11 protein-coding genes are annotated in these 15,442 nt (G+C 74.4%); 6 read left to right on the top strand and 5 right to left on the bottom strand.

Annotated features, from left to right (window positions below; genetic code table 11):
- Nucleotide 1: 1 nt before the first annotated feature.
- From Srubr_RS35080 to Srubr_RS35070, 3 genes are all read right to left on the bottom strand, one after another.
- On the bottom strand, nt 2-1,537 hold the full coding sequence (locus Srubr_RS35080) for a DUF5719 family protein (RefSeq protein WP_189991904.1): 1,536 nt from the start codon (nt 1,535-1,537) through the stop codon (nt 2-4).
- Nucleotides 1,534-5,277, bottom strand: a complete 3,744-nt coding sequence (locus Srubr_RS35075; protein ID WP_189991906.1) for a glycosyltransferase family 2 protein — start codon at nt 5,275-5,277, stop codon at nt 1,534-1,536. The genes Srubr_RS35080 and Srubr_RS35075 overlap by 4 nt, the downstream gene beginning before the upstream one ends.
- 181 nt (nt 5,278-5,458) lie before the next feature.
- A complete protein-coding gene (locus Srubr_RS35070; RefSeq protein ID WP_003975777.1) occupies nt 5,459-5,722 on the bottom strand; it encodes a WhiB family transcriptional regulator in 264 nt (87 codons plus the stop codon).
- A gap of 677 nt (nt 5,723-6,399) precedes the next feature.
- Here Srubr_RS35070 and Srubr_RS35065 point away from each other — a divergent pair.
- The 4 genes from Srubr_RS35065 to Srubr_RS35050 all read left to right on the top strand — a co-directional run bounded on the left by Srubr_RS35065 (nt 6,400) and on the right by Srubr_RS35050 (nt 10,306).
- Nucleotides 6,400-6,894 carry a cysteine dioxygenase gene (locus Srubr_RS35065; protein ID WP_189991908.1) on the top strand — a complete coding sequence of 165 codons (495 nt, stop codon included), beginning with the start codon at nt 6,400-6,402 and terminating at the stop codon, nt 6,892-6,894.
- 33 nt (nt 6,895-6,927) lie between these two features.
- On the top strand, nt 6,928-7,887 hold the full coding sequence (gene cofD, locus Srubr_RS35060; RefSeq protein WP_189991909.1) for a 2-phospho-L-lactate transferase: 960 nt from the start codon (nt 6,928-6,930) through the stop codon (nt 7,885-7,887).
- Nucleotides 7,884-9,224, top strand: coding sequence for a coenzyme F420-0:L-glutamate ligase (locus tag Srubr_RS35055; RefSeq protein WP_189991911.1), 1,341 nt, complete (start codon nt 7,884-7,886; stop codon nt 9,222-9,224). The genes cofD and Srubr_RS35055 overlap by 4 nt, the downstream gene beginning before the upstream one ends.
- Before the next feature lie 68 nt (nt 9,225-9,292).
- Complete coding sequence (locus Srubr_RS35050) at nt 9,293-10,306, top strand: DNA-3-methyladenine glycosylase family protein (RefSeq protein WP_189991914.1); 1,014 nt, start codon at nt 9,293-9,295, stop codon at nt 10,304-10,306.
- Nucleotides 10,307-10,536: 230 nt separating this feature from the next.
- Here the strand turns inward: Srubr_RS35050 and manB are convergent, their stop codons facing one another.
- Together manB and Srubr_RS35040 are read right to left on the bottom strand one after the other, a co-directional pair.
- Nucleotides 10,537-11,619 (bottom strand): mannose-1-phosphate guanylyltransferase, encoded by a 1,083-nt coding sequence (manB, locus tag Srubr_RS35045; protein ID WP_189991915.1) that lies wholly within the window; start codon nt 11,617-11,619, stop codon nt 10,537-10,539.
- Between the two features lie 148 nt (nt 11,620-11,767).
- A complete protein-coding gene (locus Srubr_RS35040) occupies nt 11,768-13,144 on the bottom strand; it encodes a peptidoglycan recognition protein family protein (RefSeq protein ID WP_373313409.1) in 1,377 nt (458 codons plus the stop codon).
- A 129-nt stretch (nt 13,145-13,273) separates the two neighbouring features.
- Here Srubr_RS35040 and Srubr_RS35035 point away from each other — a divergent pair, with 129 nt between their 5' ends.
- Nucleotides 13,274-14,029, top strand: a complete 756-nt coding sequence (locus Srubr_RS35035) for a TIGR03089 family protein (protein WP_189991918.1) — start codon at nt 13,274-13,276, stop codon at nt 14,027-14,029.
- A 185-nt stretch (nt 14,030-14,214) separates the two neighbouring features.
- Nucleotides 14,215-15,399 (top strand): LCP family protein, encoded by a 1,185-nt coding sequence (locus Srubr_RS35030; RefSeq protein WP_373313411.1) that lies wholly within the window; start codon nt 14,215-14,217, stop codon nt 15,397-15,399.
- Nucleotides 15,400-15,442: the final 43 nt, after the last annotated feature.

The following is a 15,442-nucleotide window of genomic DNA, read 5'->3' as shown; positions in this document are numbered from 1 at the left end:
GCTACTTCTGCAATATCGACAAGTCCTCCCGCGTCCGCGGTACCGACACCAGGCCGTGGTCGCTGGGGAGGGTCTGGACGGTGAAGGCGGGGGTGTCGGCGGTGGTGAGGGTGCGGGAGGCGTAGACGGGGCCGCCGGAGACGGGTTCGACGGTGAGGGCGTAGGTGCCCTTCAGGCCCGTCGGGACGGGGGCGTCGACGTCCTGCGTGGTGCCGGACTTCAGCGTGTACGTCTTGGTCGCCGGGGTGCCGCCCTCGCTGCCCGCCGAGGCGGTGACCTTGACCGTGGCCGTGCCCTCGGGCGCCGTCAGCGCGAGCGTCGTGCCCTTGGCGCCGTTGCCGGCCGAGGTCGCGCGCGTGCCGACGGGGGCGGTGGCCGGGATGAACGCGGTCTCCCGCTTGTCCCCCTTGCCCCGTACCACCTGGAGCGCCGCGACGACCGGGGCCGCCTGGTCGGTCGGGGTGAGCACCAGGGAGCCGGGCTCGCCCCGGGTGACGTCGCCGAGGTCGACCGTCGTCGTCATGCCGGACTTGACGTGGACGGTCTCGTTCCCGGCCGGGGTGATCAGGCCGTCGGGCGAGGCCAGGCGGATCTTCAGGTCGGCGTCGTCGTCGCCGGGGGCGAAGGCGGTGAGGCGGACGGCGGTGGCGTCCTTCGGGATGCCGGGCAGGACCAGGCTGCCGGCCGGGTCGGCGGCGGGGGCCAGCCAGTCGCCGCCCGCCTTGTCGTCCAGGGCCTGCACGGCCGCGCCGACCCGGCCACTGCGCACGCTGACGTGCACGGTGAGGTCGGCCTGCCGTTCCTCGGTGAGCGTGGGGAGCAGCAACGCCTCGCTCGCCCCCGGGTCGACGGTGAGGTTCTCGCCCAGCGGGGCCTTGACCGCGCCGTCCTTGCCGTACAGCTCGATGTCGACCACGGCGGCGGAGTCGTCGGGGTTGGTCAGGTGGACGTAGTCGGTGCGGCCGGCGGCCGTGCTCGCGCCCGGGAACCAGAAGTCGGTGTCCGCGCCGGTGCAGGTGACGCCGAGGAGGCCGCGGCCGGTGCCGGCGCTGACCTCGGTGGTCTCCTGGACGGTCCAGCCGGGCGCGAAGGAGCCGTCCGCGGTGCCGACGAGCGCGGGTGTGTCCCCGCCGGAGGTGTCGCCGGTGGCCGGTGTGCCCGGTGCCTTCGGCGTGAGCACCGGCTGCCCGTCCTTCTCGCCGCCGCCCTTCTTCTTCGTGTCGTCCTTCTCCTTGCCGTCCTTCTCCTTGCCGTCCGCGCCGGAGCCGTCGTCCGACGACTGCTCGCCGGCCGCCTGGAGCCGGGCCCGGCCACCGCTCGCGGCGCCCTTGGTGACGGGGGTGAACGAGGTGTACGTCGTCTCGGCGAGGTCCGAGGTGCTGGGCGCCGGGCACACCAGGCCGGTGCGCTGCACGGGCTGCCGGGCGGCGGTCTCGGGGGCGGCGCCGGACGCGGACGGCGAGTCGACCGCGGCGAACGCGGTGACGGCGGCCAGCGCGGCCGTGCCGGCGAACAGGGACAGGGTGGTGCGGTTCACTGCTGGCTCCCGTCGGGACGCTGGCTGCCGGTGCCGTGGGGCTGCTGGGCCGGGTCGTAACCCCGCGAGGCGGGGTCGTAGCCCTGCGAGGCGGGGTCGTAGCCCTGCTGGACCGGGTCGTAGTCCTGCGGGGCGGAGTGGTAACCCTGCGGGCCGGGGCCGTAGCCCTGCTGGGCGGGGTCGTACGCCGTCTCGTAGCCCTGGTGCCGGTAGGCCGTCGGGTCGTAGGGCGGCTGGGCGTCGGTGCCGCCGTAGCCGTACGGGTCGTAGGGGGCCGTCTGGTGGGGGTCGGACTGCGGGTACGGCCGCTGGTCGTAGCCGGCCGGCGGCTGGTACTGGTCCGTGCCGTACCCGGCGTACCCGGTGGTCGCGTACGCGGCCGGGTCGTGGGCCTCGTACGGCTGCTGGGGGACGGGGGCGGTGGCCGGGGGCGGGGGTGTGCCGGGCCGGTCCTCGGCGGGCGGTTCCTCGGCCTGGGCGCGCAGGCGGCGGGCGCGGCGGCCCTCGCCGGCGGTGGCCTGGGCGGGCAGCGGCTGCTCCTCGGGCAGGTCGTCGTCGACGTCGCGGCGGCGGCCGGGCAGGGCGAGGACGACCAGGACGACGGCGAGGAGGCCCTGCGCCCAGAGCCAGGCGGTGTGGGCGAGCGGCGTGTCGTAGGTGACGTCGAGCCTGCCGCCCTGGGCGGGGAGGCGGAAGCCCTGGGCCCAGCCGTCGACCGTGGTGCGGGTGAGCGGTTTGCCGTCGAGGGTGGCCGTCCAGCCGCCGTCGGCGCTGTCGGCCAGGCGCAGGACGCGGCCGTCGGGGCCGGCGGGGACCGTGGTGTGGATCTCCACCGGTCCGGCGGCCACCGGCTGGGGCGTACCGGAGCCGCCGGCGGGCACGATGGCCGCGCGGGAGACGTCCTGGTCGACGCGCCACAGGGCGCCGCCGTTCTGCTGGCTGAGCCGGGTCAGGCCGGGGGTGGCGTCCAGGACGCGGGTGATCTCGCGGGGGGCGCCCTTGTGGACGAGGACGTAGCGCACGGCGAAGCCGCCGAGTTCGGCGGCCTGGTCGGCGCCGGAGCCGGCCACCAGGTGGGCGACGGTCTGGTCCAGGCGGGTGTTCGGGCCGTCGGCGGCGGTGAGTTCGGCGTCTCCCATGCGGGCGCCGGAGCCGCGGACCAGGCTGTAGCGCACGCGCGCGGTGGTGTCGCTGTCCAGGACCAGGGTGCGGGCCTGGGCGCCGCCGGTGGAGTCCTCGGCGACGAACGCGGGGACCTGGGCCGGGTCGCGGCGCTCCAGCGGGCCGTCCGCGCCGCGGATCATCCAGCCGGCGGCGACGAGGAGCGGACCGGCGGCCGAGGCGAAGGCGATCAGCGCGGCGACGGGCTGGCGCCAGCCGAAGCTCTGCTCGGCCACGCGCGCGCGTGCGCCGTCGGCGCCGAGGGCGGCGGCGGCCAGCAGGGCGATGCCGTAGACGAGGGTGGCCGGTCCGGCCCACGCGGACCTGTTGGACAGGACCGCGAAGACGAGTCCGGCCAGGGCGACGGCCCAGGCGGTGCGGATGCCGAGCTGCCGTTCGGAGCGCAGCAGGGCGGCGAGCGCGGCCAGCACGATACCGATGAGCATCAGGCCGTTCACGGTGCCGGGGCCGCCGGGGGCGGCACCGAGCAGGTCGAAGGCGGAGGCGGCCGAGGAGCCGTACTCCAGGCCGGCCTCCTGGAGGAACCCGGCCGGGAACAGGGTCAGCGACCAGGGGGCGAGGACCAGCAGCGGGGTGCCGAGCTGGGCGAGGAAGCGCGGTCCGTAGCCGACGAGGTCGCGGCGGCGCAGCACCAGGACGCCGAGGCCGAGCAGCAGCGCGAGGGGCCACACGATCGGGGTGAAGGCGGTGGCGATGGTCAGCAGCAGCGCGTACGCCCAGGTGGCGCGCCAGCTGCCGCGGGTGCCGGCGCGGCCCGCCAGGCCGCTCGCGGCGATGCCCGCGCGCGCGATGAGCGGCAGCAGCACGGCGAGGACGGCGGTGCCGACGCGTCCGCCGGCCAGCGCTCCGGTGGTGGCGGGCAGGAAGGCGTAGGCGATGGCGGCCCAGGCGCGCAGCAGCCGGGAGGTGACCAGCGGCCGGGAGGCGAGGTAGGCGGTGCATCCGGCGAGCGGCACCGAGCAGATCAGCAGGACGGTGACGGCCAGGCCGGTGGAGCCGAACAGGAGCGAGGCGAGGGTGGCGACGAGGGCCAGGTAGGGCGGTGCGGACGGGGTGCCGCCGGTGCCTGTCGGGTGCCAGGCGTCCAGGTAGCGCGACCACAGGTCGGTCGCGCCGGCCGGGGCGGGCAGCAGGGCGCCGCCGCCGAGGGCGCCGCCGCCGAGCAGGGCGCGGCAGGCGGCGAGGGAGATGAGCAGCAGGGCGAGGAAGAGGACGGGGGCGGGTCTGCGGGCGATCCGCTTGAGCCGGGCGAACTGCTCGACCTCCAGGAAGTCGGCGTCGTCGCCGCCGGGCCCGGACTCCACGGCACCGCCGTGCCGGCCGGCCGGGGAGGTGTCGGTGTCGGAGCCGCCGGTGAGGTTGCCGGCGAGCTGTTCCACGGTGGCCCGGACAGTGGCGCCGGGCGGCGGGAAGAGGGCGCGCAGTTCCGCCTTGTCGATGCGGGAGGGGCCGCGACGGCGCCGGGCGGCGATGATCCGCTCGGGCCGCAGCAGGGTGCTCAGCAGGCCGCGGATCTCGTCGAGGGCCTGGCCGGGGACCTTGCCGACGAGGTAGGCGAGGGTACGCAGGACGGTGCCGAGGACGAGCCGGAGCAGCACCCAGGGCAGCGCTGCCGTACGGGTGTTGACGAGCAGGGTGTAGACGGCGCCGGCCTTGTCGACCTTGTGCGGGGAGGCGGTGGTGCGGCCGGCGCAGTCGACGGTGCGGCGTTCACGGGAGGCGGCCTCGGCGTGCCGGACGACGGCCTCGGGGGCGATCAGGACGCGGTGGCCGGCGGTGTGGGCGCGCCAGCACAGGTCGACGTCGTCGCGCATGAGGGGCAGCAGCCGGTCGAAGCCGCCGAGCTGTTCGAAGACGTCGCGGCGGACGAGCATGCCGGCGGTGGACACGGACAGCACGGTGCGGACGTGGTCGTGCTGGCCCTGGTCCTGTTCGCGGCGGTCCAGTCCGGTCCAGCGGCGGCCGGAGTTGGCGATGGAGACGCCGACCTCCAGCAGCTGGCGGCGGTCGTACCAGCCGCGCAGCTTGGGGCCGACGATGGCGACGTCGTCGCGGCCGAGTTCGAGTTCGTTGTCCACGACCCGCAGCAGCTGGGCGAGGGCGTCGGGTTCGGGGGCGCAGTCGTCGTGCAGCAGCCACAGCCACTGGACGGGTTCGCCGTGCGGCAGTTCGGGCAGGTCGTAGGCGTCGTCGCGCCAGGTGCGGGTGACGGGGTCCCAGCCGCTGGGGCGCTTGAGGTACGGCAGGTCGTCGGGGGTGAGCGGGGGCGCGGTGCGGCTCGCCTCCTCCACGGCCTGGCCGAAGCCGGTGCGGCGGGCGAGGTGCAGGACGTTGGCCTCGCCGAGGGCGTCGGTGAGCAGCCGGGCGGAGTCGTCCGCGCTGCCGGTGTCGGCGGCCACCGCGTGCTGGACGGGACGCTCCTGGCCGAGCAGCCCGGCGAGCGCGTCGGGCAGCCAGCGGGCGCCGTCGTGGGAGACGAGGACCGCGGTCACGACGTGGCGCGGGAACTCAGGGATGGCAGCCCCTGGTTGGGCTGCCGCATGGCTGTGCACGGACATCGAGGTACGGGCCCCGGTTCGATGGACTGCGGTGGACGCCTGTGTCTACTCGCGGATCGAGGGGACAGCGGGGCGTCTCGGACGAGCGTCCACACTATCGGCTGGGCATGACGACGGCCCGCCGCCTGTGGACAACCCACGGCTGACGGGCCGTTCGTACCTTTCGTGGTCGCGCGTATGGTCACACGGCGGCCTTCTTCAGCCGGCGGCGTTCGCGCTCGGACAGGCCGCCCCAGATGCCGAAGCGCTCGTCGTTGGCGAGGGCGTATTCGAGGCACTCGGAGCGCACCTCGCAGGCGAGGCAGACCTTCTTGGCCTCTCTGGTGGAGCCGCCCTTCTCGGGGAAGAAGGACTCGGGGTCGGTCTGGGCGCAGAGTGCGCGCTCCTGCCAGCCGAGTTCCTCGTCCGCGTCGTCGACCAGCAGTTGCTGCACCAGCTCGGTCATGTGCGCCCCTCGTCTGTCTTTCGCGTCCCCGTGCGTGGCCGTCACCGATTCCGGCTGAACGACACGAGTGAAATTACAAGTGTGCTGCTCCGGGCGAGTCAAGCCGGGATCTGCTATTGGGCCCGTTATTCACTCTGCGGAACCAAGGCCGTGCGGAAAGTGTTCAAATCGGCATAAACCTTGACACGCAGGAAGACCCGCGAAGGCGGCCGAACCCCGTACAGATCTTCTGTACGGAGAAGGACGCCTCCGTGTTCGATCCCGTTCCGTGAGGCTCGCGCGCTCGGATGTGCCCCATGTGTCCCGGGACCCCGATGAGCAAACCTTTCGCCTGCGAAATAAACCGGATGAGGTGAAACATGTCCCACATACCGGGCAGCGAGTTGACACTGTCCGTGTGAACCGCTGTCCTAGGGGGCATGCTCGCGTACTTGGCACCCACCTCGACCCGCACCGCCGGGTCCCTCGGTGCCGCCCGCGCGCGCTGTAGCTGTTGCTGCTGTCCCAGCTGTTGAGCCAAGCCCGCTCCGGCTGTTCCCGAGTCCCTCCCGGCTCGGCCGCGTTCCGCCTTTCCCGATCCCCCTCGTCCGGGGCATCCCGTCCACCCGTGACCCGGGCGGACCGCACGCGTCACCCAGCTCCGGCCCCACTCTCCCGCCGAGGACCACCGCACCCCCATGAACAGCGACAACGACCTCCAGATCGCCGGCGACATCCTCGAAGTCCCGCACCTGCTCCAGCCGCCGCGCGAACACCCGGCCACTGTCGCCGAGTTCGTGGGGTTCGCCCGCTCGATCGCCGCCGACCGGGACCAGTGGGCGCACCTGGTCCGCTTCGACGCCACCACCCGCTGGTACCACCGGCTGCGCACCGGCCCCGGCTACGAGGTGTGGCTGCTGTCCTGGCTGCCCGGGCAGGGCAGCGGGCGGCACGACCACGGGCGCTCCTCCGGTGTGCTCACCGTCGTGGAGGGCACGCTCACGGAGCACACCGTGCGCGGCACGCGCGCGCTGGCGGCGGGCGCGCAGCGGGTGTTCGCGCCGGGGTACGTCCACGAGGTCGTGAACGACACGCTGGAACCGGCGGTCAGCCTGCACGTGTACCACCCCGGGCTGACCGAGATGCCCATGCACGCCGCCCCGCACTGCGAGGCGCCCTCGGTAACTGCCTGACGCGCTGTCGTATCCGGCTGACACACTGTCCCCATGCGCATTGTGGTTCTGGCAGGCGGCATCGGCGGTGCCCGTTTCCTGCGCGGTCTGAAGCGGGCCGCGCCGGACGCGGACATCACGGTCATCGGCAACACCGGCGACGACATCCATCTGTTCGGGCTGAAGGTCTGCCCGGACCTCGACACGGTGATGTACACGCTGGGCGGCGGCATCAACGAGGAACAGGGCTGGGGGCGGACAGACGAGAGCTTTCACGTCAAGGAGGAGCTGGCGGCCTACGGCGTCGGGCCGGAGTGGTTCGGGCTCGGCGACCGGGACTTCGCCACGCACATCGTGCGGACCCAGATGCTCGGTGCCGGCTATCCGCTCAGCGCGGTCACCGAGGCGCTGTGCGACCGCTGGCAGCCGGGCGTGAGGCTGATCCCGATGACCGACGACCGCGTGGAGACGCACGTGGCCGTCGAGCTGGACGGCGAGCGCAAGGCGGTCCACTTCCAGGAGTACTGGGTCAAGCTGCGCGCCTCCGTCCCGGCCCGGGCGATCGTCCCGGTCGGCGCCGAGCAGGCCAAGCCGGCCCCGGGCGTGCTGGAGGCCATCGCCCAGGCGGACGTGATCCTCTTCCCGCCGTCGAACCCGGTGGTGTCCATCGGCACGATCCTCGCCGTGCCCGGCATCCGCGAGGCCATCGCCGACGCGGGCGTGCCCGTGGTCGGCCTCTCCCCGATCGTCGGGGACGCGCCGGTGCGCGGGATGGCCGACAAGGTGCTCGCCGCGGTCGGCGTGGAGTCCACGGCCGCCGCGGTCGCCGGGCACTACGGCTCCGGACTGCTCGACGGCTGGCTGGTCGACTCGGTGGACGCGGGCGCGGTCGAGCGGGTCGAGGCGGACGGCATCCGCTGCCGGGCCGTGCCGCTGATGATGACCGACGTCGAGGCGACCGCGCAGATGGCCCGGGAGGCGCTGGCGCTGGCCGAGGAGGTGCGGGGAGCGTGAGCGCGACGGCGTCCGCCGCGGCGGGCGAGCGGGCGGAATACCGGGTCTGGGCCCTGCCCGGCATCCCCGAGGTGCGGCCGGGCGACGACATCGCCAAGCTGATCGCCTCGGCCGAGCCCGGCCTGGCCGACGGCGATGTGGTGATCGTGACCTCCAAGATCGTCTCCAAGGCGGAGGGCCGGCTGACCCGGGCCGACGACCGGGAGGCGGCGATCGACGCCGAGACGGTCCGGGTGGTGGCCCGGCGCGGCACGCTGCGCATCGTGGAGAACCGGCAGGGCCTGGTGATGGCCGCCGCCGGGGTCGACGCCTCCAACACCCCGGCCGGGACGGTGCTGTTGCTGCCCGAGGACCCGGACGCCTCCGCGCGCACGATCCGGGCCGGTCTGCGCGAGACCCTCGGCATCAACGTCGGGGTGATCGTCACCGACACGTTCGGGCGGCCTTGGCGTTCGGGGCTCACGGACGTGGCGATCGGCGCCGCCGGGGTGCGCGTGCTGGACGATCTGCGCGGGGGCACGGACGCGTACGGCAACCCGCTGAGCGCCACCATCGTCGCCACGGCGGACGAGCTGGCCGCCGCCGGCGACCTGGTCAAGGGCAAGGCCGAGGGCCGCCCGGTGGCCGTCGTGCGCGGGCTGTCCCACGTCGTGCACCCCGATGCGCCCGAGGGCACGGAGGAGGGCGCGCGGGCGCTGGTGCGCCGGGCGCAGGACGACATGTTCCGGCTCGGCACCTCGGAGGCGATCCGGGAGGCCGTCACCCAGCGCCGCACCGTGCGGTCCTTCACCGACGCCCCTGTGGACCCGGGCGCCGTCCGGCGCGCGGTGGCCGCGGCGGTCACCGCGCCCGCCCCGCACCACACCACGCCGTGGCGGTTCGTGCTGCTGGAGTCGGAGGAGTCGCGGGCCCGGCTGCTCGACGCGATGCGGGACGCCTGGATCGCCGACCTGCGCCGGGACGGCAAGAGCGAGGAGTCCGTCGCGAAGCGGATCCGGCGCGGTGACGTCCTGCGCCAAGCGCCGTATCTGATCGTGCCCTGCCTCGTCATGGACGGCGCGCACACCTACGGCGATCCCCGGCGCGACGGCGCGGAGCGGGAGATGTTCGTGGTCGCGATGGGCGCGGGCGTACAGAACCTGCTGGTCGCGCTGGCCGGGGAGCGGCTGGGCTCGGCGTGGGTGTCGTCCACGATGTTCTGCCGGGACGTGGTGCGCGAGGTGCTCGGGCTGCCGGCGGACTGGGACCCGATGGGCGCGGTCGCGGTCGGCCGGCCCGCCGAGGAGCCCCGGCCCCGGCCGGAGCGGGACGCGGGGGCGTTCGTGGAGGTGCGCTGAGCGCCTACCCTCGTAAAGCGGAACCGGTACCTCCGGAACACCCCGACCGGCCTCTCTAGGACTCCCCCGTGGCAGGACGCTTTCCCCAGCGGCCCACGCGTACGACCGTGCGCGGCGGGCATGCCGGCGTGCCCGGGGCGGCCGGTACGCCGCGGCAGGCGGCGCCCGCGCGGGTCCGCCGGTGGGTGCCGGACGGCCCGCTGGACCTCGGGCTGACCCTCGGGCCGCTGCGCCGCGGGCCCGCCGACCCGACGTTCCGGGCCACCGCGGACGGGTCCGTGTGGCGGGCGTGCCGTACGCCCGCCGGACCGGGCACGTTGCGCGTGCGCGCGTACGGCGGTGAGGTGCTCGGCGAGGCGTGGGGGCCGGGGGCCGGGTGGCTGCTGGAGCAGTTGCCGGAGCTGCTCGGCGCCGCCGACGATCCCGGGGCGTTCGTGCCCCGGCACCGGGTGGTGGCGCTGGCCCGGCACCGGCGGCCCGGGCTCCGGCTGACCCGGACCAGGCTGGTGCTGGAGTCGTTGATCCCGTCCGTGCTGGAGCAGAAGGTCACGACCGACGAGGCGTACCGGGCGTGGCGGCTGCTGGTACGGCGGTTCGGGGAGCCGGCGCCGGGGCCCGCGGGGACGGGCGAACGGCCGATGTCCGTGATGCCCTCGGCGCGGACCTGGGCGCTGATTCCCTCCTGGGAGTGGCACCGGGCGGGCGTGGACGACAAGCGGGCGTCCACGATCCTGCGGGCCGTACGGGTCGCCGCGCGGCTGGAGCAGACGGCGGGGATGCCTGCGGACCAGGCCCGGGCGCGGCTGGAGATCGTGCCGGGCGTGGGGCCGTGGACGTCGGCGGAAGTCGTGCAGCGCAGTCATGGGGCGGCGGACGAGGTCACCGTCGGGGATCTGCATCTGCCCCGGATCGTGGGCTGGGCCCTGGCGGGCGACCGCGACGCCGACGACACGGAGATGCTGCGCCTGCTCCAGCCGTACGCCGGGCAGCGGCACCGCGCGGCCCGGCTGATCCTGCTGAGCGGCCACGTACCGGCCAGACGCAAGCCGAAGATGCCTCGGGTGGACATCGGGGTGCTGTGAGGTGCGGGGGATGCCGGGGGTGGGTCGCTTGGCTGGGGATCGGTGCCTTGAAGGCTGCGGCGCCGGCGGTTACCCAAGGGGCGCGGGGAACCGCGCGCTCGGCCGGCGACGGGCCCGCGGACGGCGTTGATCGGCAGCGCCCGCCCGTTCCCCGTGTCGGGGGTCTGGGGGCGGAGCCCCCATGGGTGGTGCCTGCGGCAGGCGGTGCCCCACACCGACCCCGGGCCGGATCACTGGTCGGAGGAGAAGCGGAGCGCCCCCGCGGGGATGCGGGCGTCGCACCACACCCGTACGCCCTCGCGGAGTTCGTTGTCGGCGCCCACGACCGCGCCGTCACCGATGACCGTACCGGTGAGGACGGAGCGTTCGCCGACGCGGGCGCGGGTGCCGATGAGGGAGTCGGTGACGACGGCGCCCGGCTCGATGACGGCGCCGGGAAGGATGGTGGAACCGGAGATCCGCGCCCCCTCGGCCACGAACGCGCCCTCGCCCACCACCGTGCCGCCGGTCACCTTGGCGTCCGGCGCCACCCTGGCCGTGGGCAGCACGAGACGGTCGCCGCAGCGGCCGGGCACGGCCGGGGAGGGCGCGCGGCCGAGGACCAGGTCGGCCGAGCCGCGCACGAAGGCGGCCGGGGTGCCGAGGTCCAGCCAGTACGTGGAGTCGACCATGCCCTGGAGATGGGCGCCGGCCGCCAGGAGACCGGGGAAGGTCTCGCGTTCGACCGAGACCGGCCGGTCCGCCGGGATCGTGTCGATGACCGAGCGGCGGAAGACGTACGCCCCCGCGTTGATCTGGTCGGTGACGATCTCCTCGGGGGTCTGCGGTTTCTCCAGGAACGCCAGGACGCGCCCGGTGCCGTCCGTGGGCACGAACCCGTAGGCGCGCGGGTCCGCCACCCTCGTCAGGTGCAGCGAGACGTCCGCGCCCGTCGTCTCGTGGGTGTCCACCAGGGCCCTGATGTCCAGCCCCGTCAGGATGTCCCCGTTGAAGACCAGCACCGGGTCGTCGGGACCGGAGCGCAGCCGGCCGGCGACGTTGCGGATCGCGCCGCCCGTGCCGAGGGGCTCGTCCTCCGTGACGTACTCGATGTGCAGGCCCAGCGCGGCGCCGTCGCCGAAGTACGGCTCGAAGACCTCGGCCAGATAGCTGGTGGCGAGGACGATGTGCTCCACGCCCGCGGCCCGTGCCCGCGCGAGCTGGTGGGTGAGGAACGGCACCCCGGCGGCCCGGACCATCGGTTTGGGCGTGTGCACCGTGAGCGGTCGCAGCCGGGTGCCCTTGCCGCCGACCAGAAGGATCGCTTCCGTCACCTGTCGTCTCCGCTTCCAGCCGGACCGGCCGAACTGACTCGTCTCACTCGTTTCGGCCGGTCAGTGTACGCAGACCGGAGGACGGCGCCTCGACCGGCCGCGCGGTGTCCGGCCGGATCGGCGCGCGCTTTCCCCCGTCCGCCCGGACTCAGCGCCCCTGGTAGCGCGCCGCGCTGGTGCGGACCGTGCCCAGCTTGGCGTAGAGCCGCTTCCCGGGACACTCGGTGGCGTATCCGTCCCGGTGGCCGGACATCACGTTCAGCCGCACCTTCTTTCCCTTGGGGTAGAGGTTGCCGCCACCCGACGTGAGGTACGTCCTCGCCCTCGGGTCGGCTCCGTGGAGGCCGAGCTTCCACGCGGCGAGCCGGGCGACGGCCGTCACGGCGGCGCCCGGCGGCTGGGTCGTGCCGTGGCTGCCGATCACGGCGACGCCCATGCTGTCGGTGTTGAACCCGAGGGTGTGCGCGCCGAGCACCGCCTTGGCCACGCCCCCGGCCCGGCCCTCGTAGAGCTTTCCGCACTTGTCGACCAGGAAGTTGTAGCCGATGTCCCGCCAGCCCATGCTCTTGACGTGGTAGCGGTAGATGCCGCGGATGACGGAAGGGGCCTGGGCGCAGGTGTAGTTGTTGCCCGAGGCGGTGTGGTGCACGAAGGCCGCCTTGATCTTCTTCGTGTAGACGAACCCGCGTTCACGCAGTGACTCGTCGGCGCCCCAGCCCCGGCGCGTGACGATCTTCGGGCGCGGACCGATGTACTGCTTGCCCCGCGACGGGCCCTGAAGCTTCGTCAGTTCCAGCTCGGTGGCCGGGCGGTCGAGTTCCGGGATCTCGGTGGTGCCGTAGGCGGCGATGTCGGCGTTGGCGCCCGAGGCGGCGATCGCGGCCTCCGTGTCCAGCGCGGTGCGCGGCGGCTCGTCGACGGGCGCCCCCGCGGCCGGTGCCCCTCCCGCGGTCTCCCCCGCGTCCTGACCGGGGTCGACCAGTTCCAGGCGCAGCCCCGACGGCAACGCGCTCCGCCCGCCCGTCTTCTCCGCCCGCACCCGTACGTCCACGCCGTCCGAGGCGCCCACCCACAGCGGCGCGGTCGCCCCGCGCACCCGGCGGGCGGAGCGTTCCGCGGTGCCCGGGTCGGCGCCGTGGTCGGCGTGCGCCTCGACGTCCTGCCAGCCGGTCCACTCCCCCGTCACGGCGGACCGGGTACGCACCCGCACCCGGCCGCGCAGCTCGGTGCCGGGGTCGTCCCACACCACGCCGAGCAGCGCGAAGCGGCCGAGGCCGGTGCGGCGCAGCCCCTGTTCCGGGGCCGCGCCCGGATCGCCTTCACGGGACAGCGGGACGAGCGGCAGCGAGCGGGTGCTCCCCGGAACCGCGCCCCCGGACGCGGACCTGGGCACGGGCACGGGCCCGGACACGGCCCCGAACGCGGGCGGGGCCGGCGTGAGGGCGAGGACCGCCGCGCAGGCGGCACCGAGGGATCGGAGGGTGGACGGAAGGGCGCCGGAAGAGGAAGCAAGGAATCCACGCATGTACACGAATTTGGGCATAGCCGTACAAATCTGTCCATAGGTCAGCTGACGGGTCGTCGGACGGGGTTCCGCCGAACCGGTGGCCCGTTCCCCCCGTGCGCAGGCCCGCCCGCGCGTACCCTGTCCCGGGTGAACGCCACCGATCGCACCCCCGCCGACCTGCTGACTTCCGCGCTCGCCGCGGACCCCGGCCGCCCGCTGGTGACCTTCTACGACGACGCCACGGGCGAACGCGTCGAACTGTCCGTGGCCACCTTCGCCAATTGGGTGGCCAAGACCGCCAACCTCCTCCAGGGCGACCTGGGCGCCGAACCCGGTGACCGCGTCGCGCTGCTGCTGCCCGCGCACTGGCAGACGGCGGTGTGGTTGCTGGCCTGCTCCTCGGTGGGCGCGGTCGCGGACGTCGCCGGGGACCCGGCGGCGGCCGACCTCGTGGTGAGCGGCCCCGACGCGCTGGAGGCCGCGCGGGCCTGCCCCGGAGAGCGGGTGGCGCTGGCGCTGCGGCCCCTGGGCGGTCGGTTCCCGCAGCCGCCGGCCGGATTCCTCGACTACGCCGTGGAGGTGCCGGGCCAGAGCGACCGGTTCGTCCCCTTCGCGCCGGTGGACCCGCGAGAGCCGGCGCTCGTCGTCGCCGGACGGGAGTTCAGCGGCGCGGAGGTGGTCGAGTACGCCTCGGCCGAGGCGCCCTCGCTGGAGCTGACCGGGCCCGGGTCCCGGCTGCTGTCCGGGCTGCCGTACGACACCTGGGAGGGGCTGAGCGCCGGACTGTTCTCGCCGCTGGCCGCCGGCGGGTCCGTGGTGCTGTGCCGGCACCTGGACCGGCTGGACGAGGAGTCCCTCGCCAAGCGCGTCGCGAGCGAGCGGGTGACCGCGGTACGCCGCTGACCCCGTACGGCGGCCGTCCCGCGGCGGAGCCGCGCCAGCCCGCGCCGTCCACCCCGGCGCCCCCACGCCCCGGCGGCCCTCCGTCTCACCCGGTCGGAGCAGCACAGGGCGCTGCCCGGCCCGCTCCCCCGCATCGTCGTAAGGGCAGCACGTGACGCTCGTACGCCATGAGGGGATGGCCCATCGTGACCGACACCGCAGGCAGGTCCCTCGGTAGCGGTCGCGGGCCGGGGGCCTCGGCCACCGGGGACGGGCTCATACGGCGCCGGCGGCGCCGGCTGCGGAACTCGGCGCTGGGGGCGGCCGCCCTCCTCCTCGCCGCCGCCGGCGTCGGCTGGGCCGGCTACGCCCGGCTCAGCGCCAACATCACCCCCGACGAGGCCGCCGCCGCCGAACTGGCGCGCTACGAACGGGAGCGGCCCACCGCGCTGGTCCGGGACGCGCAGAACATCCTGCTGATCGGGTCCGACACCCGGGCCGGGGAGGCCAACCGCGCGTACGGCAAGGGCGTCCGCGGCCAGCGGTCGGACACCACGATCCTGCTGCACCTGGCCGCCGACCGGACCAGCGCCACCGCCGTGTCGCTGCCCCGCGACCTGATGGTGGACATCCCCTCCTGCCGGCAGGAGGACGGCACCCGCAGCGACCCGGTGTTCGCGATGTTCAACCACGCCTACGAGGTGGGCGGTTCGGCGTGCACGATCCGGACCGTGGAGAAGCTCACCGGCATCCGCGTCGACCACCACATGGTGCTGGACTTCGCCGGGTTCAAGGAGATCGTGGACGCCGTCGACGGCGTCGAGGTGTGCCTGGAGCAGCCGGTGGACGACAAGGCGGCGAAGCTCCGGCTGCCCGCCGGGCGGGTCACGCTGAACGGGGAGCAGGCGCTCGGGTACGTGCGCGCCCGCAAGTCGCTCGGCAACGGCAGCGACACCGAGCGGATCAAGCGCCAGCAACGGTTCCTCGGCGCGCTGGTCGACAAGGTGCGCGACGACGACATCCTGCTCAATCCGGTGAAGCTGTACCCGCTGCTGGACGCGGCGACCTCCGCGCTGACCACCGACCCGGAGCTGGCGAGTCTGCGCGGCCTGTACCGGCTGGCGCGCGGGCTGCGCGACATCCCCACGGAACAGGTCCGATTCCTGACCGTGCCGAGACGGTCGTATGTCTACGACGCCAATCGTGACCAGCTCGTGGAGCCGGAGGCCGAAAAACTGTTCGGGCAACTGCGGACCGATCAGCCGGTGGCGGTGTCACCCGAGAATTCACAGGAAGTTCCCCGGGACGTCACAGGCGCGGGCGGCCCGGACGGCCCCTCGCCCGCCCCGACGTTTCGCGGGTACACCGCCGCCGAACACACCTGCGCGTGAGCCGCCTACCAAAAACGGTGAACCTCCGTTTTGAAAATGGGCG

Source organism: Streptomyces rubradiris, assembly GCF_016860525.1.
In the GTDB taxonomy this organism is placed as follows: Bacteria; Actinomycetota; Actinomycetes; order Streptomycetales; family Streptomycetaceae; genus Streptomyces; species Streptomyces rubradiris.
Note: the sequence above shows the minus strand (reverse complement) of the source record. Positions and strands in the feature narration are given on the sequence as shown.